The sequence below is a fragment of the Marinococcus sp. PL1-022 genome (assembly GCF_033845285.1).
Lineage (GTDB): Bacteria > Bacillota > Bacilli > Bacillales > Marinococcaceae > Marinococcus.
The window spans coordinates 1,085,293-1,103,135 of record NZ_JAWXCX010000001.1 but is presented as its reverse complement, the minus strand read 5'-3'; the positions used below and the strand labels follow the sequence as shown (position 1 = coordinate 1,103,135).

At 51.6% G+C, this 17,843-nt stretch carries 18 protein-coding genes; 1 reads left to right on the top strand and 17 read right to left on the bottom strand.

Going from position 1 to position 17,843, the window contains the following annotated elements:
- Positions 1-122: 122 nt before the first annotated feature.
- The 9 genes from trmD to smc form a co-directional block, all read right to left on the bottom strand.
- The gene (trmD, locus tag SIC45_RS05595) at positions 123-821 is read right to left on the bottom strand and encodes a tRNA (guanosine(37)-N1)-methyltransferase TrmD (protein WP_319631359.1); all 699 of its coding nucleotides are present in this window, start codon (positions 819-821) and stop codon (positions 123-125) included.
- Positions 818-1,342, bottom strand: coding sequence for a ribosome maturation factor RimM (gene rimM, locus SIC45_RS05590; RefSeq protein ID WP_319631358.1), 525 nt, complete (start codon positions 1,340-1,342; stop codon positions 818-820). The genes trmD and rimM overlap by 4 nt, the downstream gene beginning before the upstream one ends.
- On the bottom strand, positions 1,329-1,748 hold the full coding sequence (locus tag SIC45_RS05585; RefSeq protein WP_298784512.1) for a YlqD family protein: 420 nt from the start codon (positions 1,746-1,748) through the stop codon (positions 1,329-1,331). The genes rimM and SIC45_RS05585 overlap by 14 nt, the downstream gene beginning before the upstream one ends.
- Before the next feature lie 54 nt (positions 1,749-1,802).
- Positions 1,803-2,042, bottom strand: a complete 240-nt coding sequence (locus SIC45_RS05580; RefSeq protein ID WP_319631357.1) for a KH domain-containing protein — start codon at positions 2,040-2,042, stop codon at positions 1,803-1,805.
- 164 nt (positions 2,043-2,206) lie between these two features.
- Positions 2,207-2,479, bottom strand: a complete 273-nt coding sequence (gene rpsP, locus SIC45_RS05575; protein ID WP_298784289.1) for a 30S ribosomal protein S16 — start codon at positions 2,477-2,479, stop codon at positions 2,207-2,209.
- Between the two features lie 90 nt (positions 2,480-2,569).
- Entirely contained in the window at positions 2,570-3,913 is a 1,344-nt protein-coding gene (gene ffh, locus SIC45_RS05570; protein WP_298784287.1) for a signal recognition particle protein, read from the bottom strand.
- Complete coding sequence (locus SIC45_RS05565) at positions 3,913-4,260, bottom strand: putative DNA-binding protein (RefSeq protein ID WP_319631356.1); 348 nt, start codon at positions 4,258-4,260, stop codon at positions 3,913-3,915. The genes ffh and SIC45_RS05565 overlap by 1 nt, the downstream gene beginning before the upstream one ends.
- An 89-nt stretch (positions 4,261-4,349) precedes the next feature.
- Positions 4,350-5,426: a signal recognition particle-docking protein FtsY gene (gene ftsY / locus SIC45_RS05560; protein ID WP_319631355.1), complete on the bottom strand. Its 1,077-nt coding sequence runs from the start codon at positions 5,424-5,426 to the stop codon at positions 4,350-4,352.
- Positions 5,427-5,438: 12 nt separating this feature from the next.
- Positions 5,439-9,002 (bottom strand): chromosome segregation protein SMC, encoded by a 3,564-nt coding sequence (gene smc, locus SIC45_RS05555; RefSeq protein WP_319631354.1) that lies wholly within the window; start codon positions 9,000-9,002, stop codon positions 5,439-5,441.
- Positions 9,003-9,236: 234 nt separating this feature from the next.
- Between smc and SIC45_RS05550 the strand changes: the two genes are divergently transcribed.
- On the top strand, positions 9,237-9,461 hold the full coding sequence (locus tag SIC45_RS05550) for a DUF1128 domain-containing protein (RefSeq protein WP_298784279.1): 225 nt from the start codon (positions 9,237-9,239) through the stop codon (positions 9,459-9,461).
- Positions 9,462-9,513: 52 nt separating this feature from the next.
- Here the strand turns inward: SIC45_RS05550 and rnc are convergent, their stop codons facing one another.
- The 8 genes from rnc to SIC45_RS05510 form a co-directional block, all read right to left on the bottom strand.
- Positions 9,514-10,197, bottom strand: a complete 684-nt coding sequence (gene rnc, locus SIC45_RS05545) for a ribonuclease III (RefSeq protein ID WP_319632933.1) — start codon at positions 10,195-10,197, stop codon at positions 9,514-9,516.
- A 154-nt stretch (positions 10,198-10,351) separates the two neighbouring features.
- Positions 10,352-10,582, bottom strand: a complete 231-nt coding sequence (gene acpP, locus SIC45_RS05540) for an acyl carrier protein (protein WP_027847178.1) — start codon at positions 10,580-10,582, stop codon at positions 10,352-10,354.
- Positions 10,583-10,670: 88 nt separating this feature from the next.
- Entirely contained in the window at positions 10,671-11,417 is a 747-nt protein-coding gene (fabG, locus tag SIC45_RS05535) for a 3-oxoacyl-[acyl-carrier-protein] reductase (RefSeq protein ID WP_298784272.1), read from the bottom strand.
- Complete coding sequence (gene fabD / locus SIC45_RS05530) at positions 11,414-12,361, bottom strand: ACP S-malonyltransferase (protein WP_298784270.1); 948 nt, start codon at positions 12,359-12,361, stop codon at positions 11,414-11,416. Before fabD ends, fabG begins: the two co-directional genes overlap by 4 nt.
- Positions 12,362-12,372: 11 nt before the next feature.
- The gene (gene plsX, locus SIC45_RS05525) at positions 12,373-13,353 is read right to left on the bottom strand and encodes a phosphate acyltransferase PlsX (RefSeq protein WP_298784269.1); all 981 of its coding nucleotides are present in this window, start codon (positions 13,351-13,353) and stop codon (positions 12,373-12,375) included.
- 12 nt (positions 13,354-13,365) lie between these two features.
- A complete protein-coding gene (gene fapR, locus SIC45_RS05520) occupies positions 13,366-13,938 on the bottom strand; it encodes a transcription factor FapR (protein WP_319631353.1) in 573 nt (190 codons plus the stop codon).
- Positions 13,939-14,006: 68 nt separating this feature from the next.
- Positions 14,007-16,052, bottom strand: coding sequence for an ATP-dependent DNA helicase RecG (recG, locus tag SIC45_RS05515; protein ID WP_319631352.1), 2,046 nt, complete (start codon positions 16,050-16,052; stop codon positions 14,007-14,009).
- Between the two features lie 132 nt (positions 16,053-16,184).
- Entirely contained in the window at positions 16,185-17,834 is a 1,650-nt protein-coding gene (locus SIC45_RS05510; RefSeq protein WP_319631351.1) for a DAK2 domain-containing protein, read from the bottom strand.
- Between the last annotated feature and the right edge of the window lie 9 nt (positions 17,835-17,843).

Below are 17,843 nucleotides of genomic sequence, written 5' to 3'. Positions count from 1 at the left end.
TATTCGCCTCCTTCTCTCGCATGCTCTTGTCCACGATGAAAACAGCGGAGCACCGTAATTGATGACTATTTAGTCACAAAATGAATCATAGCATATTCCACTGGCGGAATCAACCGCCGGATTTACGTCTGATCGGTGTATTTTTCCCAAAGATCCGGCCGGCGTTCTTTTGTTCTTTTGATTGCCTGATTTTGCCGCCATTCAGCGATTTTTCCGTGATCGCCGGACAGCAGAATGTCTGGCACCGTCATGCCGCGGAAGTCCGCCGGACGGGTGTACTGCGGGTACTCCAGCAGCCCGTCTTCAAACGAGTCCGTATGGGCAGACTGTTCATTGCCGAGAACTCCGGGCAAAAGGCGTGTAATGCTGTCTGCCATGACCATGGCGCCGAGTTCCCCGCCGGTCAGTACAAAATCGCCGATCGAGTATTCATCCGTAATTAAATGCTCGCGGATACGTTCATCATAGCCCTCGTAATGTCCACAGATGAACATCAGCCTCTCCTCGCCGGCGAGCTCACGGGCGTCCTCCTGCTTAAAAGGCTTTCCCTGCGGGCAGAGAAGAATGACGCGGTCCGGCGGAGTATCGGCTGCACTTTTCACCTGTGCGGCGGCGTCAAACACCGGCTGCGGCTTCAATACCAGACCAGCACCCCCGCCGTACGGGTAGTCATCCACCTTGTTATGCTTGTCTTCTGTGTAGTCCCTGATGTCATGGGTATGAAAGGAGACTTGTCCTCTTTCAGCGGCCCGGGCAAGAATGGAGTGGCTGAACACACTTTCAAACATCCCTGGAAAAAGGGTTAAAAAATCCATTCTCATTCCGGCAGCATTCCCTTCATTATCCTTACAGTAATACGCTTTTCAACCACATCCACATGCTGGACGACTTCTTCGATATAAGGAAGCAGAATGTCCTGCCGCCCTTCTGCCGGCTCCACCACCCACACATCGTTGGCCCCTGGGGTCAGGATCTCCTTTACGTAACCGAGGCGGGTGCCTTCTTCCGTGTAGACGTCTGCATCAATGATTTCGTGAAAATAATATTCCGTTTCCTCAAGCGGCGCAAGCGCCGTTTCCGGCACGGAAAGCACCGCATTTTTCATCCAGTCCACGTCATCAATCGAGTGAAACCCTTCGAACGTGAGCAGAATAAACTGCTTATGCGGCCGGGAGCTTTTAATGACCAGCGGTTCAAAGCCGGTTTCTGTCTCCGGCTTCTCCACGTAGACCTGCTGCCCCGGCTGAAAACGGTCCTCCTCAAAGTCGCTGACGGATTTTACCCTGACTTCCCCGCGTACGCCATGCGTGTTTACAATCGTGCCTACATTAAACCATTCCATCTTCGTCACTCGCTTTGTGTTTTGATCTGATTTCTTTTACAATGCCCTCTTCCACAACAATGGTGCCCCAGTGCTCGCCTTCATGCCACGGGCTTCCCACCTCGATATCAAACATCACTTCCGTCGTGCCAAATGAAAGCTCTGAGCCGACCGGGAGATGCTCGAGCTGATTCTGCAGAAAATAGAGCTGCTGCAGCTCCTCTTTTCGTTTTTCAATTTCTTTGTTGAATTTATCCATGGCAGACCAGCGGCCGTTCTCGGTTTCGCGTTCCTTGTTCTGCTTTTGTTTTTGAAAACGAAGCTGTTCTGTCTCCTCCAGCAGCCGGGACTTCTGCTGCTCGTACTTTTCCTGCAGCTCCTCTTTTAATGTTTCCGTCAGAATATGGTGAACGTTCATTTTTTTCATTACACGCACTATATCACCTCTTCAAGGGCCCCGAAGCGGCAGCTAAACAGGGAGCTATTTTTGATCGTTCAACAGCCTAAGACGAACGTTTTTCCCTTCCGCCGAAGCTTTCGCCTGCAGGAGCGTCCTTACCGCCTGAATTGTTTTGCCCTGCCTGCCGATCACTTTGCCTGCATCCTCCGGATGAACCCTCACTTCAATCAGCACCCGGCCGTTTTCCTCCGATTCTGTCATGTCTATATCATCCGGATAATCCACAATCCGTTCGAGTATTATGTAGGCAAAAGACTTCATCCACTCATCCTTTCCTGATATGTATTATTTTATCACAAACAAGTGCTCCCCGGGGCTTTCTCTGCAGGCAGAAGGCATACGGGCCTGACGGATGCATAAAAAAAGACCGCCTCTCCCTGCTCATTCCGAAAGGAAATGAGGGGCACAGACGATCTTTCACCTTATTACTTCGCGTTCTTTTCGTTGTGAAGACGGGTCATAAGACCTTCCTTCGAAAACAGGTTACGAACAGTATCCGATGGTTTAGCACCGTCGAGCATCCACTTAAGAGCTTTCTCTTCGTTCACGTGGAACTCGGCAGGATTCGTCAACGGATTGTACGTACCGATTTCTTCGATAAAACGTCCATCACGTGGAGCCCGGGAATCCGCTACTACCAAACGGTAGAAAGGACGCTTGTTCGAGCCCATGCGCTTCAATCTAATGCGCGTTGCCATATGCAAACACCTCCATTTTTTTCTCACATTTGCTTATTATAATAGCTTCTTTGCATGCTGTAAAGTGTTTTTCCTTGCCATATAAAAATTTTACATGAATGGCATCGAGAAATTGCCTTTTTTCTTACCTTTTTGCTGCGAAGTCATCTGCTTCATCATTTTTTTCATGTCTTCAAACTGCTTCAGCAGACGGTTTACATCCTGGATCGTCGTGCCGCTTCCTTTGGCAATCCGGCGCTTGCGGCTGGCGTTCATCAACGACGGATGCTGACGCTCCTGTTTGGTCATGGAACGAACGATTGCTTCGACCCGCGTAATCTGGTTGTCGTCCATCTGCACATTTTTGAGGCCTTTCATTTTACCGGCGCCCGGGATCATGCTCATAATGTCTTCCATCGATCCCATGTTGCGCACCTGTCCGAGCTGTTCCAGAAAGTCGTCAAATGTCAGCTCCTGCGACCGCATTTTCTTTTCAAGCTCTTTGGCTTTGTCTTCATCCACATTGGTTTGTGCTTTTTCAATCAGGGAGAGCATATCGCCCATGCCGAGAATTCTTGAAGCCATCCGTTCCGGGTGAAACGGTTCAATTGCGTCAATCTTTTCTCCGGTACCGGCAAATTTGATCGGTTTATCTGTCACCGATTTTACCGACAGCGCCGCCCCGCCCCGGGTATCGCCGTCAAGCTTCGTCAGCGTTACACCCGTGATGCCGAGCTGTTCGTTAAAGCTTTCTGCCACGTTAACTGCGTCCTGTCCGGTCATTGAGTCAACCACGAGCATGATTTCATCGGGATTGACTGCTTCTTTCATGCGCTGCAGCTCATCCATCAAAGAATCATCCACGTGCAGACGGCCGGCCGTATCAATAAATAGATAGTCGTAATGCTCTTCTTTTGCTTTGGCAAGCGACTGTCTGGCGATATCAACCGGATCAGCTTCGGTTCCAAGAGAGAAGACAGGCATGTTCAGCTGCCGGCCGAGCGTCTCGAGCTGATCAATCGCTGCCGGCCGGTAGACGTCGGCTGCAGCCATCAGTGGCTGGCGGTTTTTATTTTTCCGTAAATAATTCGCAATTTTCGCAGATGTCGTCGTTTTCCCGGCACCCTGCAGACCGACCATCATTACTACCGTCGGCCCTTTAGTCGCTTTTGCGATTTCAGCCTGTTCGCCGCCCATAAGCTGTGTCAGCTCTTCGCTGACCACCTTGACCACCTGCTGGCCGGGCGTTAAGCTTTTCATCACTTCCTGGCCGGTGGCACGGTCTTTCACGCTGTTGACGAACTGCTTTACGACCTTGTAGTTAACGTCTGCTTCAAGCAGCGCAAGCCGTACTTCGCGCATCATTGCTTTAACGTCTTCATCCGTGACTTTCCCACGGCTCTTCATATGGTCAAACGTGGACTGCAGACGTTCGCCTAATCCTTCAAATGCCATTACGAAACCCCTTCCTCTTCTAATTTTTCCAGCGTTTCTACCGCTTCAAGCAGCTGCGCCTTCCCCGCGAAATCGCCCGGAGCCAGCGCTTTTAACTGCTCATACAGCGCCAGGCGCTCCTGGTATTTTTTATATAAGCCAAGCTTTTCCTCATATTCCTCAAGCATCGTTTCCGTGCGGCGGATATTGTCGTAGACAGCCTGGCGGCTGACGTTAAATTCCTCCGAAATTTCACCCAGCGAAAAGTCGTCTAAATAATACCTTTCCAAATAGAGCCGCTGCTTGTTTGTCAGCAGCGGCTGGTAAAAATCAAACAGTGAATTCATACGAACTGTTTTTTCGAGCATGCAGACCACCTCTGGCGTTAAGTGCAATTACTTTACAGTTCATCTTACGAACCACAGCGGCTCTTGTCAAGAAATTGCATGGCCGGTTGCTAGCGCTCCTCTGCATCGGCCGGTGTCTGTTCAATCATATCCTTAAACAGCCCGTAGACGAAATCCTCCGCTTCAAAAGGCTGAAGATCATCCAGCTTTTCCCCGAGTCCGACCATTTTTACCGGAATGTTCAATTCGTTACGGATCGCCATTACGATACCGCCCTTCGCGGTCCCGTCAAGCTTCGTTAATATGATGCCGGAAACCTCCGTTGCCTCCCGGAAGGTTTTTGCCTGACTCATAGCATTCTGGCCGGTGGTGGCATCAAGGACGAGGAGCACTTCGTGAGGCGCTTCAGGAATTTCGCGCGTGATTACACGCTTTACTTTCGCAAGCTCATTCATTAAATTGACTTTATTCTGCAGACGGCCCGCCGTATCGCAGAGAAGCACATCTGCCTGTCTCGATTTGGCTGACTTGATCGCATCGTAAATGACCGCCGCCGGATCACTGCCGGCCTGCTGCTTGATAACATCCACTCCGGCACGCTCTCCCCAGCCTTCAAGCTGCTCAATCGCCCCGGCCCGGAACGTGTCCCCGGCTGCGAGAACTACCTTTTTTCCTTCTGCTTTCATCTGGTGGGCCATTTTCCCAATCGTTGTCGTTTTCCCGACGCCGTTTACGCCGACAAAAAGCATGACAGTCATTCCATCCGGATTTATGTTCAGCTTGGAATCTTCTCCGGTACGGTCCAGCTTTTCTGCCATTTTTTCTGTAATCAGCGGGGTGAGCTTTTCCGTCGTCCGAATATTTTTCAGGAGCGATTCGTTTCGCAGCTCGTCGATGATTTCCATTACGGTCTCGACTCCGACGTCTGAGCTGATCAGGATTTCTTCAAGTTCCTCAAAAAAGTCTTCATTTACTTCACGGTACTGGGCGAACAGTTCATTCATCGCTTCGGAAAACGACGATCTTGTTTTTGCCAGTCCTTCACGGAAACGGCTGGAAAGCGAGACGCGCCCTTCTTCCGGCTCTTGTTTGCCTGCTTCCTGCGCTTCCTGCTTCGCTTCTTCCCTGGCTTCTTCTTCTGCCGCTTCTCCGGCCATTCGTTTTTTCAGTCGCTGAAAAAGACTCATACTTTTCACTCCTTAGACTTCCAATAGTTCATCCGCTTCTTCCAGGCGGACAGATACCATTTTTGATACGCCTGATTCCTCCATCGTGATTCCGTATAGCACGTCGGCTTCCTCCATGGTCGCCTTGCGGTGGCTGATCACAATAAACTGGGTCGTTTCACTGAACGAGCGCAGGTATTTCGCAAAGCGTACAAGGTTCGCTTCATCAAGAGCGGCCTCCACTTCGTCCAGCACGCAGAACGGAGCCGGCTTTACTTTAATAATGGCAAACAGCAGCGCAATGGCTGTTAAAGCCTTCTCCCCGCCGGAGAGCAGAGACAGGTGCTGTCTTTTTTTACCGGGCGGCCGGGCGGATATATCCACTCCCGTATGAAGCAGATTCTCCGGTTCTGTAAGCACCAGATCCGCTTCCCCGCCTCCAAACAGCTTCGCAAAAACGTGCTGAAATTCTTCGCGTATGGCATGGTACGCAGCAGCAAAACGCTCCGTGACCTCTTTGTCCATTTCATCGATCACATCCTGCAGCGACTGTCTCGCCTCCATCAGATCCTCCTGCTGGCTGCTTAAAAAGCGGTAACGCTCCGTAACCCGCTCGCACTCTTCAATTGCCCCGAGGTTCACTGGACCGAGCTCTTCGATGCCCATCTGAAGCAGATGCACGTCATCCTTTGCCTGCTCCGGACTTACCGGCAGCGTATGCTTCTCCTTCGCCCGTTCAAACGACAGTTCATATTCCGACTGCAGGTAGGTGATTTTATTTTCAAGCGCCACATCGAGACGGTTTATGCGCACCGTTGTTTCATGAAGACGGTCCCGGCTCTCCTGGAAGCGGTCATTTTGAACCGATGCTGTTGCTTCGATCTGTTCTGCAGCGTGGGCTGCACGAGCCTTTTGTTCATTCAGCTGTGCCTGCAGCCGTTCAATTTCCTTCTTGGCTGCCTCCGCCTCCCCGACTAGCTGATCCCAATTCTGGCCGCTGTGGTCGTTATTTAAATGCTCCTCCCAGGCAGCCGCCCGCTCTTTACGCCCGGCCACCGCCTGTTCAAGCTCCTCTTTTTCCCTGTGCAGCCGCTCTTTTTCTTTATTCTGGGCAGAAACGTTTTCCCGGAGCGCTGCCGTCTGTACTTTTCCTTCTGTCTCCTGCTCCCGGAGCACCGCTTCTTCCTCACCGCGCCTGGAATGTTCCTGCTCGAGCTCGTCAATCGATGCTTTCAGCTCTGTAATCGTTTTTTCCACTCTTATCCGGTTGTCTTCAAGCACCTGAAGGCGTTCATCAAGACGTTTTTTCTCTTCCTCAAGTGAGGAATATTCCCGGTCAAACATACCAAGACGGGAATCAAGACGGTCATGCTCCTGCTCACTTTTACGGCGCGCTTCTTTTTTCTCCTCGAGCTGGCTGGAGCACTCCCGGGCCTTCTGCTGTTTGTCGCCGGCAGCCACTTTCTGCTTCCTTACAGCCTCTTTCGTATTCTCCACGGTCTTCTCCCACGCTGTGGTTTTTTCTTCCATTTCCGATAAATTGTTTTTTAGCTCCCGAAGCTCACGCTGTTTTTCGAGAAGCGTGCCCTTCTGGTTCTGCATTTTTCCACCGCTCATCGAACCCCCGGGGTTTACGACGTCTCCTTCAAGGGTGACGATACGGATTTTATAGCTGCATGCTGCTGCCAGGCGGTTCGCCGTTTCCAGCTGGTCCACTACAAAAATATGGCCGAGCAGCTGATCGCGGACATGCTCATATCCCGGGCGGATATGCACAAGCTCTCCAGCCGTTCCGATAAAACCGGTAAACGTCCGGGCTTTTTCATAGCTCGTCCGGTCGGCCTGTCTCGGCCGCACCGTTTCGGAAGGCAGCAGTGTCGCCCTGCCCTTCTGATGCTTGCGCAAATACGCAATCGCCTCGCGTGCATCTTTTTCGGTACGGGTCACAATATGCTGCAGCGAAGCACCGAGTGCCGTTTCCATCGCCTCCACATATTCTCCCGGCACATCCATCAGCTCCGCCACCGAGCCGATAATTCCCGAAAGCTTCTGTTCCCGGGCTTTTAAAATTTCCTTGGCCCCCTGGTAATAGCCGGCATATTCCTCCTGCATTTCCTCAAGCATACGGATTTTTGATTTTTTTTCGTCGACGTACCTGTACGCTTTATACAGCTTATCTTCCTGCTCCTTTAATTTTTCCTTCAGGCGCTCTTCTTCTCTCCCGGCTGCTTCTGCCTCTGCGTGTGCGCTATCTGTTTGACGGGAAAGCACTTCTTCTTCTTTTTTCTGCTTCTCAACGAGCTTCGAGGAGCTCTTGCGCTCTTCAAGAAACGATTGATTATCCTTTTTCAGTGCTTGCATTCGCCGTTCGAGAGAAGCCTTCTGATCTGTTACGTAACGGGTCTCGTTTCCTACAGACGCCTCTTCATTGAGTCTTTCAATGTATTCGCTTTTTTCATTTTCAATGTCTTTTCCGTTCATTTCCTGGTAGGAGCGCAGCTGCTTTTGAACCGAGCGCAGCTCATTCATTCCATTCGTGAGCGCTTCGTTTTCTTTTTCATACCGCTCTTTTTGCTCCCGGTAAGCATTTGTTATTTCGCTCAGCTTTGCCTCGTCTTTTTCGAGAGCCTTTTTTTCTGCTTCAAGCTTTTCGGCTGCGTGTTTTCCCTGTTCATTTGAAAGGTTACGGTCCCCTTCACGTTTTTCGAGATTTCTGGCCGCTTCCACGTAACCGCTTTGCATCTGCTGGTGGAACCGGGCAAGCAGTGCTTCGAAAGCCCGGGCTTTGCGGGCCCCCGCTTCCGTCTGTTCTTTTTTCTGCTTCCAGCGCCTGTTGTACTGCTCTTCTTTTTTCTCCTGATTCTGGGCTGCTTTCCAATCGGAATGCAGCTCTTCAATTTCATGCACGAGCAGAGCCGATTCCAGTGCTTCAAGCTCCTCGCGCTTGGCCAGGTAATCCTTCGCGGCCGAAGCCTGCATCTGCAGCGGCTCCATCTGCCCGTTCAATTCATGCAGAATGTCTTTCACGCGATGCAGATTCGCCTCAGTTGACTCAAATTTTCTTTCCGCCTCCTGCTTGCGCTGCTTGTATTTCAATACCCCGGCGGCTTCTTCAAACATCGCCCTCCGTTCTTCCGGGCGGCTGTTTAACACCTCTTCGACCCGGCCCTGGCCAATAATCGAAAAAGATTCTTTTCCCATGCCGGAATCCATAAACAGATCAATAATATCCCGGCGGCGGCATTTGGTCCGGTTGAGCAGATACTCGCTTTCCCCGGAGCGGTAAAGGCGGCGTGTCACGCTTATCTCACTGTATTCATACGGAAGGCTTTCGTCTTCATTATCGAGCACAAGCGTTACTTCTGCAATATTCAGCCCCCGGCGGGTGTCACTTCCGGAAAATATCACATCTTCCATGCGGGAACCGCGCAGCGACCGGGCCGACTGTTCTCCGAGCACCCAGCGGATGCTGTCGGAAATATTGCTTTTGCCACTGCCGTTCGGGCCGACGACGGTCGTAATGCCGGGGTTAAAATCAATATGTAAACGATCGGCAAACGATTTAAACCCCTTAATTTCTATTCGTTTCAGGAACAAAGGTATGCCCCCTCTTATTTTATAGTATGTGCTGACAGCTCCAAGCGCTGTCCTCCGCTGTTTATATTTTATCACAACAAGCACGCCGGCAGAACTCGACCTAAATCCCCCTTTGTCAAACGCAGGAAAAACCACTACAATAATATTAACGTTGTCATAAAACACCGTATGGTCCTTATAAACAGATGGCCCATGGGTTTTTAAACTGGACGGAGTGGAGGAGAAGAAATTCGCATGAGTTTAGAACAAGCAAGTCGTGATAACCTGGATTACATGATTACCGAACTGCAGAAAAAATTACAGATCGTCAATGTTTCGGTTATGCAGCCGGAGCATTATGATGTCGATCAATACCATGAAATTAAAGAAATCTACGACATGGTGGACTCCAAAAATAATATCAGCGTCAGCGAGATGCAGGCCATCGTTTCCGAGCTTGGTCATCTGCGCAAAGGCTGATCCGCACATTTAAACAACCGCCAGCGACTGGCGGTTGTTTTTTTGATTTCTTTTATTCGCGGCGCTGCAGCTGTTCGAGGGTAGCCTGGGCTGCCCGCTGCTCCGCTTCTTTTTTTGAGCGTCCACGTCCGGTACCGGCGCGCTCCTCGTTTAAAGAGACCGCAGAATGAAATTCCCTGTTGTGGGCCGGCCCCTGCTCATCGGTGATTTCATAGGAAATAACGCCCAGATTTTCCTTTTGGACGAATTCCTGCAGCTGGCTTTTATAATCAGCTGTTACGGAAAATGCCCCTTCGTCGAGCTTAGGAAAGACGAAGCGCTCCAGAAACTGTTCGACGTTTGAAAGCCCCTGATCAAGATACATTGCTCCGACGAATGATTCGAATACATCTGCGAGCAGGGCCGGCCGGGTGCGTCCGCCAGTCATTTCTTCGCCCTTGCCCATCAGGACAACGTCTCCAAATTGCAATTCCTCGGCCAAGCTAGCTAGCGATGCTTCACATACCATTGCAGCGCGGAGCTTTGTCATATCGCCTTCCGTCATGGAAGGGAATTCGCGAAACAAATGATTGGAAACCGCCAGCTCCAATACAGCATCGCCGAGAAATTCCAAGCGTTCGTTATCCCTTACGTGCTTCATACGATGCTCGTTTACATAGGAAGAGTGGGTAAAAGCCTGCCGCAGCAGCTGCTCGTCTGCAAATGAAACCTGCAGCTCCCCGAGTATCGACTGCATAAGTTCATGCTGTCTGGTCGTAAATACTGCTTTCTCCCTGGACTGGCTTTTGGATGATGTGGATTTTGGCACAAATGAACCTCCCTTAAAATAATTTCGGGGTATTACATAGAAAAGCCCAGCCCGCTTGCACAGGACGTGGGCTTGCTTTCTATTACTGCTTCTCTATGTAATTGATTACATCACCGACTGTCTGAATTTTTTCTGCTTCTTCATCAGAAATTTCCAGATCAAATTCATCTTCCAGCTCCATGACTAATTCTACTACATCCAGAGAATCCGCGCCGAGATCTTCCTTAAAGGTCGCGTCTTTATTGACGTTCGCCTCATCCACTCCGAGGTGGTCTGCAACGATTTTTTTCACACGTTCCAACGTGTCTGCCATTCCTTTCACCTCCTTTAAAGAATCGTTTCGGCTTCACTTCGCTCATTCCACTTCTGAGTTCGAATGAAACCGCTGTGTCACCGATATTTTATGGCATTACCATGCCGCCGTCAACATGAAGCGTCTGTCCGGTCATATATTTGGCGCTGTCTGAAGCGAGAAATAACACCGTATTGGCCACATCCTCCGTCTCCCCGAGCTTTTGCAGAGGAATCTGCTGCATCATCTGTTCCTTGGTGCCTTCCTCGAGTTCGTCGGTCATTTCCGTGGAGATAAATCCTGGTGCGACAGCATTTACCCGGATATTTCTCGAAGCAAGCTCGCGGGCGAGTGTTTTTGTCAGCCCGACAACTCCGGCTTTTGATGCCGTGTAGTTCGCCTGCCCGGGGTTGCCAGTTGTGCCGACGACAGAAGCCATATTGATGATCGTTCCGCCCCGTTTCTTCATCATCGGACGGGCGGCTGCCCGGGATGTTAAGAACACACTTTTTAAATTCGTATCAATGACGTCATCCCACTCGTCTTCTTTCATGCGCATTAACAGATTATCCTTCGTGATACCGGCATTATTTATAAGCACGTCAATACCGCCGAATTCCTCTGTTACCTGCTTGAGCATCTCTTTGACATCCGATTCACTTGAAACGTCAGCCTGAATCACAAGCGTCTTTACGCCATGTTCCCCGCACTGCGAAGCCGTTTCCTCCGCTTTCTCCCGGCTGCCGGCGTAGTTGATCGCAACGTTTGCTCCCTGAGCGGCAAAGCCGAGGGCAATGGCTTTGCCGATTCCTCTTGATGCTCCGGTTACAAGCACGCTTTGTCCTTCGAAATTCATGACGATGCACTCCTTTTTTCAAGCCATTTATCCAGCGATGCTTCGTCCTGTACGGCATGTACATCCAGGCCGCGGCGCTGAATTCTCCGGATCATTCCGCTCAGGACGTTGCCAGGACCAATTTCCACAAATTCTGTTACTCCAAGGTCAATCAGGCGGCGCACCGAGTCTTCCCAGTGAACCGGAGAGGTGACCTGGGCAATCAGCTGCTGACGGATGGCGGATGGGTCCGAGGTTTCCTTGGCATCCACATTCGCTATGAGCGGGCGGCGCGGTCCGCGGATCTCAACGTTTTGCAGCGCCTCTGCCAGCTTTTCCTCCGCCGGCTTCATAAATGATGAGTGAAACGGACCGCTAACCTGCAGCGGCACTACTTTTTTCGCTCCGCGGTCCGGGGCGTGCTCCTCCACATAACGCACGCCTTCCCGGCTCCCGGAGATAACAATCTGCCCGGGAGCATTCAGGTTGGCCAGCTGTACTTTATCCGCTGCTTCTGTCGCTTCATCCGCAAGCTCCTGCAGATCTTCACGCTCCATGCCCATGACGGCAGCCATGGTCCCTTTACCGTCGGGGTCTGCCTCAGCCATCCATTTTCCGCGTTTGGCCACAATTGAAGCAGCGTCTGCGAATTTGAGTGCGCCATTAGCCACAAGCGCCGAATATTCCCCGAGGCTGTGGCCGGCGGTATAATCAGCCTGCACGCCGCGTTCCTCCACAAGCGCATGAAGGGCGGAGCTCATCGTGAGCAGCGCCGGCTGGGTGTACTCCGTCTGGGTTAATGTTTCTTCCGGGCCGTTAAACATAATGTCGGTCAAACTGTATCCAAGCGCTTCATCCGCTTGCTGAAATACCGTACGGGCCGTTGGAGCGTTGTCATATAACTCTTTTCCCATTCCAACAAACTGGGATCCCTGTCCGGGAAAGATAAAAGCCGTTTTTCCCATTGCGATGCCTCCTACTCTTCTAAATGCTGCTGCATGAGGTGTGTCACGTTTTCCTCGGCCATCTGCCGGGCCTGGCGGATCGAGTGATAGACGGATACATGGTCGGACGAGCCGTGGCACTTAATCAGCGGTGCCTGAAGTCCCACGAGCGTAGCGCCGCCGTGATGGGAGTAATTCATTTTCTCGCGCAAATGCATCAGCCCTGTTTTCATCATGGCAGCAGCAAGCTTTGTCCGCAGGCTTGCCATAAATTCTTTTTTCAACAGGGAAAACAGTGTGGACGCGGTGCCTTCGATGGATTTCAGCACGAGGTTCCCGGAAAAACCGTCGCAGACCGCTACGTCACAGACGCCGTCCAGCAGATCCCTCGATTCCACATTTCCGACGAAATTAACCGGAGCATGCTCGAGCATCTCGTACGTTTCCTTCATTAAATTATTGCCCTTGCCCTTTTCCGTGCCAATATTAACAAGACCCACCCGAGGGTTTTCAATCCCCCGTACCAGCTGCATATATGTACTGCCTAAAATCGCGTGCTGGTACAGATGAGTTGCTTTTGCATCCATATTGGCGCCCGCATCAAGCAGCAGAAAGCCCGTGCCGTCGACCGTCGGGAGCGTCGGAGCAAGCGCCGGCCGCTCCACGCCTTGTATTCTGCCAATATGCAGAAGACCCGCTGTCATAAAAGCTCCGGTGTTGCCGCACGAAATACCTGCCGCTGCCCGTCCTTCTTTCACTTCCTGTACGGAAAGAACCATCGAGGACTGCTTTTTGCGACGAATGGCTTTAGTCGGGGACTCGTCTCCGTCAATCACTTCATCAGTATGCAAAATATCAATACGTTCTGTTTTGGATAAATGTTTTTTTATTTGAGGCTCAGAGCCCACCAGTGTAATCTCAATATCTTTAAAAGCTTGGACAGCAGCCATCGCTCCAGCCACCTGGGCTTTTGGAGAATGATCGCCGCCCATTGCATCGACTACAATTCTCATTTTTTAGTCTCCTTATTCGCTCACCGAAGCAGCGTGGGAACGGTACATGACAAATTCGCCCTGAAACACTTCTTCCCCCTGCACGCGGCTTGTTACCGTAACATATGTTTTTCTTTCGGTCTTTTTTGTAACGACCGCTTTGGCAATAATTCGTTCTCCCAGAAGCACCTGCCGGTTAAATTCAAGGGACGAGCGCATCGTAAGCGCCAGTTCATCGTTGATCACGGCTACAGCCAGGGAATTCGCCTGCGCAAACAGGTAATGCCCACGGGCAATGCCGTTCCTTGAGAATACGTGGTCCTCCGTAATTTCAAGCATGCTGATCGCCTCGTGGTCCAGATGGAGATCGATAACCTCTCCGATCACTTCTTCGATCGGCAGCGCCTTGACTTCGTCAAGCCTTTCCTTGGCTACGTGCTTGATCCTCTCCCGGTGCTCCGGGATCGAGAGCTCCAGACGGTCCAGACGGACTGTCTGAACGCTCACCTGAAACGACCGGGCAAGTGCTTCATCGGTAATAAAGGGATTAGAGGCAATGACACTCTGAAGCTCTTCCTGTCTTGCCTTTTTGTTTTTTCGGGCCATAATAATCATCCACTTCTATGAGTAGGTACTAATAGTAGTATATAGACCGATTTCCTTCATTTCAACCACTAATCCAGTTTATCTTTTTGAAAGGCTCCGGCCTCTTCAAGATATTCCCGGAGAGCCCGGTATTTTTCATCCTTCCAGAACACCTCGCTGCGGATCAGCTTCGCCGCGTCGTCCCGGGCGGTTTCGAGCGCTTTAAAGTCATGCACCACGTCCGCAATTTTAAATTCAGGCAGTCCACTCTGCTTTTTCCCGAAAAAGTCTCCCGGTCCGCGCAGCTCCAAGTCTTTTTCCGAAAGAACAAATCCATCCTCTGTCTCCTGCATGATATTCATCCGCTCCTGGCCGGTTTCTGATTTTGGGTCGGCTAACAGAACGCAGTAGGACTGGTGCTCTCCACGGCCAACCCGGCCCCGCAGCTGATGCAGCTGGGAGAGCCCGAAGCGCTCTGCATCGTAAATAACCATCATCGTGGCGTTCTGCACGTTCACGCCGACCTCCACGACCGTCGTCGAAACGAGAATATCAAGTTCATGGCTGGCAAACCGCTGCATGACGTCCTCCTTTTCCTCCGCCGGGAGCCGCCCGTGCATCAGGCCGACACGGTACTGCGGGAAAAATTGCATCAGCTGGGCATGTACATCTATCGCGTTCTGTACGTCGAGTGCCTCTGACTCTTCAATGAGCGGGCAGATGACATAGGCCTGCCGCCCCTGGTCGATTTCTTTCTGCACAAAACGAAGTACCCGCTCAAGCATCTGCGGCTTTGCCCAGTAAGTTTCAATCGGCTTCCGGCCCGGGGGCATTTCGTCAATCACCGACACGTCCATATCCCCGTAGACGCTGATAGCAAGCGTCCGGGGAATCGGGGTGGCGGTCATAAACAATACATCGGGGTCCTCCCCCTTTTCTTTCAGGATCCGGCGCTGGCCGACCCCGAACCGGTGCTGCTCATCGGTAATAACAAGCTTCAGGTTGTGAAACTGCACCGGCTCCTGGATGAGGGCATGGGTGCCGATGATAATATCGATGGTGCCGTCGGAGATGCGCTCATAGGCGTTCCGCTTTTCCTTCTGCCGCATGGAACCAGTCAGCAACCCCACGGTCACATCCGTCCCGGCAAACAGCTCCTGAAGAGAGTCATAGTGCTGCTCGGCAAGAATTTCTGTAGGCACCATCAGCGCCGACTGGGCCTTTCCGGTAAATACGGCGTGCATGGCAATAGAGGCCACCACTGTTTTTCCGGAGCCCACATCCCCCTGCAAAAGCCGGTTCATCCGGATGGGGGCCTCAATATCCTCAAGGATTTCCTGCACCACTCTTTTTTGTGCATTCGTGAGCGGAAACGGCAGCTGCTTTTCAAAATCCGCTGTTGCTTCCTTCTCATACACAAACGGCTGCGCCGAGGCTGACTGCCGTTCCATCCGTTTAAACATCTGCATTTTAAGCTGAAAAAACAGCAGTTCTTCATAGACGTAGCGCCTTCTTGCATGCTTCAGCTGTTCCCGGCTCTCCGGCTGGTGAAGCGCCTGAAATGTTTCGGGCTTGCCCGGCAGACGGTATCGTTCGCGGATTTCTTCGGGCAGGTTTTCAGGGACTACCTGCAAGACGTGTTTCACGGCCTCTGCCTGAATGCGCTGCATCTGTTTCACCGTCAGGCTCCCGGCCACGCTGTAGATTGGCTCGAGCTGCTTTGCCGGGTCGGGGGCGCCGGCCCGAAAATCCTGCACCGAGATGGTGAGGCGGTGCTTGTCCCATTTCCCGGTGATAGTCACCTGTCTGCCGACTTCTATCTGCTTTTTTAAAAACGCCCGGTTAAAAAACACGGCCGTCACCAGTAAATGATCAATTAATATCCTTACGGTCATCCGGGACTTTTTTTTGCCGAAATACCGCACGGACGGCTCCGACTGCACTTCGCCGGTAATCGTTACTTTTTCCTGATGCTTCAATTCTTCTATAGGAACCACTTCGTGGTTTTCATACCGATAAGGGAAATGATGCAGCAGGTGGTCAATCGTTGTAATACCAAGCTGTTCGAGCTCCCGCTGTTTTTCTTCTCCTACACCTTTTAAGTCAGAGACCGGTGATTGAAGCGTCGAAGTCATAAACCGTCCCTTCCTTCCTGCTTTTGCTGTATTATACGAACGGTTGTTCACCTTTCATTATATACGTTTCCTTTTTCGCGCGAAAGAGGTACTGCTGCGCGTTATACAAAAAAATAAGCCGCCCGGGGCAGCTTATTCTACGGAAACAATATACTGGTACAGCGGCTGTCCGCCTGTATGTGTTTCTATTTCCACATCAGGGTACGCCTGCTCAATCTCTGCGGCAAGTTCATCCGCCTGCTTTTCGCTCACATCTTCTCCACTGATCAGCGTAATAATTTCACTATCGCTGTCCACCATCTGTGCAAGCAGCTCCTGAAAGGCCTGTTTCATCTCCTGGTGGACAGTAACAATGTCCTTTTCCCAGATGCCCATAAAATCGCCTTCCTGAATCTTCTTTCCGTCAATACTTGTTTCCCTGACGGCGTGGGTGATCTGGCCGGATTTAACGTACCGGGTGGCTTCTTTCATTGCTTCTTTATTTGCCTCAGCGTCTTTTGTGTCATCAAATGCAAGCATCCCGGCAAGCCCCTGTGGAACCGTTTTGGTTGGAATAACCGTTACCTGCTTGTCGCTGATGTCTGCTGCCTGCTCGGCAGCCATCACAATGTTGCCGTTATTCGGCAGTAAAAACACATGCTCCGCCTGAACCCGGCTGACTGCCTCGAGAAGGTCTTCGGTGCTCGGGTTCATCGACTGCCCGCCGTGGACGACCTCCTGCACTCCGAGGCTTTCAAAAAGCGCAGCTATCCCGTCGCCGGTTGTCACAGTCACAAAGCCGTATGGCACTAAGGACACGGCCTCTTCCCCGGCCGAGGGGCCCTGCTGCTGCAGGGCACGGTTCTGTTCGCGCATATTTTCGATTTTTATATGAATCAGTTCCCCGTAACGCTGGGATTTTTCCAGAATTTTCCCTGGTTCTTCGGCGTGAATATGAACCTTCAGCAGCTCTTCATCGCAGACCACCAAAAGGGAATCCCCGTGGGCCGAAAGCTCCTCCCGGAAGGCTTCTTCCTGAAAGGAGGGTTCACTGCCTGCAAAGCGGACCATCACTTCGGTACAGTAGCCGTACGTAATAGCTTCGGCTCCGCCATGGGCGGCCGGATCTTTATGGTGCTCAAGCTTTACAAGCTGGTCGAGCGAAGGCGCGGATTCTCCTTCTTCCTCCTCCTCCCCGGTGAGCGCGTGCAGCATCCCTTCATATATGTACACAAGCCCCTGGCCACCAGAGTCAACCACACCAACCTCCTTTAGAACCGGCAGCTGCTCCGGCGTGTACGCAAGCGCTTCCTTTGCCGCTTTCAAAAACCGCCTCATCCACTCCTCAAGCCCAAGCCCGCTGGCATCATGTTCATTTTTCATAGCCAGAGAAGCTTCCCTGGCCACCGTGAGGATTGTTCCTTCCACCGGTTTCATTACTGCCCGGTACGCAGCATCCACTCCCTGCTCAAAAGCTTCTGCCACGTCCTCTGTACGCAGCTCAGCTTTTTTTTCCATCGATTTGGCAAAGCCACGGAACAGCTGTGACAAAATAACGCCGGAGTTCCCCCGCGCGCCCATCAGCAGCCCTTTGGAAAAACGCTTGGCCGTGTCCCCGGCATGATCGTTCTCCTGGAGCTGCTCAACGCCCGAGCGGATCGTCAAGCTCATATTGGTGCCTGTATCCCCATCCGGAACTGGAAACACATTCATTGCGTCTACCTCTTTGCTGTGTTTTTGCAGTGCAGAAGCTCCCTGCTTCAGCATCCTTCCCAGCTCAGGACCGCGTACTAATTGATCCATTTTTCTCTC

Coding starts and splice junctions, on each gene's coding strand:
- trmD (WP_319631359.1), bottom strand. CDS start 821: ATGAGAATGGATTTTTTAACCCTTTTTCCAGGGATGTTTGAAAGTGTG.
- SIC45_RS05585 (WP_298784512.1), bottom strand. CDS start 1,748: ATGAAAAAAATGAACGTTCACCATATTCTGACGGAAACATTAAAAGAG.
- fabG (WP_298784272.1), bottom strand. CDS start 11,417: ATGAATTTCGAAGGACAAAGCGTGCTTGTAACCGGAGCATCAAGAGGA.
- rnc (WP_319632933.1), bottom strand. CDS start 10,197: ATGCAGTCGATACTCGGGGAGCTGCAGGTTTCATTTGCAGACGAGCAG.
- fapR (WP_319631353.1), bottom strand. CDS start 13,938: ATGGCCCGAAAAAACAAAAAGGCAAGACAGGAAGAGCTTCAGAGTGTC.
- SIC45_RS05510 (WP_319631351.1), bottom strand. CDS start 17,834: ATGGATCAATTAGTACGCGGTCCTGAGCTGGGAAGGATGCTGAAGCAG.
- SIC45_RS05550 (WP_298784279.1), top strand. CDS start 9,237: ATGAGTTTAGAACAAGCAAGTCGTGATAACCTGGATTACATGATTACC.
- rimM (WP_319631358.1), bottom strand. CDS start 1,342: ATGGAATGGTTTAATGTAGGCACGATTGTAAACACGCATGGCGTACGC.
- SIC45_RS05565 (WP_319631356.1), bottom strand. CDS start 4,260: ATGCTCGAAAAAACAGTTCGTATGAATTCACTGTTTGATTTTTACCAG.
- SIC45_RS05580 (WP_319631357.1), bottom strand. CDS start 2,042: ATGAAGTCTTTTGCCTACATAATACTCGAACGGATTGTGGATTATCCG.
- ffh (WP_298784287.1), bottom strand. CDS start 3,913: ATGGCATTTGAAGGATTAGGCGAACGTCTGCAGTCCACGTTTGACCAT.
- fabD (WP_298784270.1), bottom strand. CDS start 12,361: ATGGGAAAAACGGCTTTTATCTTTCCCGGACAGGGATCCCAGTTTGTT.
- rpsP (WP_298784289.1), bottom strand. CDS start 2,479: ATGGCAACGCGCATTAGATTGAAGCGCATGGGCTCGAACAAGCGTCCT.
- plsX (WP_298784269.1), bottom strand. CDS start 13,353: ATGAGAATTGTAGTCGATGCAATGGGCGGCGATCATTCTCCAAAAGCC.
- acpP (WP_027847178.1), bottom strand. CDS start 10,582: ATGGCAGACACGTTGGAACGTGTGAAAAAAATCGTTGCAGACCACCTC.
- recG (WP_319631352.1), bottom strand. CDS start 16,052: ATGACTTCGACGCTTCAATCACCGGTCTCTGACTTAAAAGGTGTAGGA.
- ftsY (WP_319631355.1), bottom strand. CDS start 5,426: ATGAGTCTTTTTCAGCGACTGAAAAAACGAATGGCCGGAGAAGCGGCA.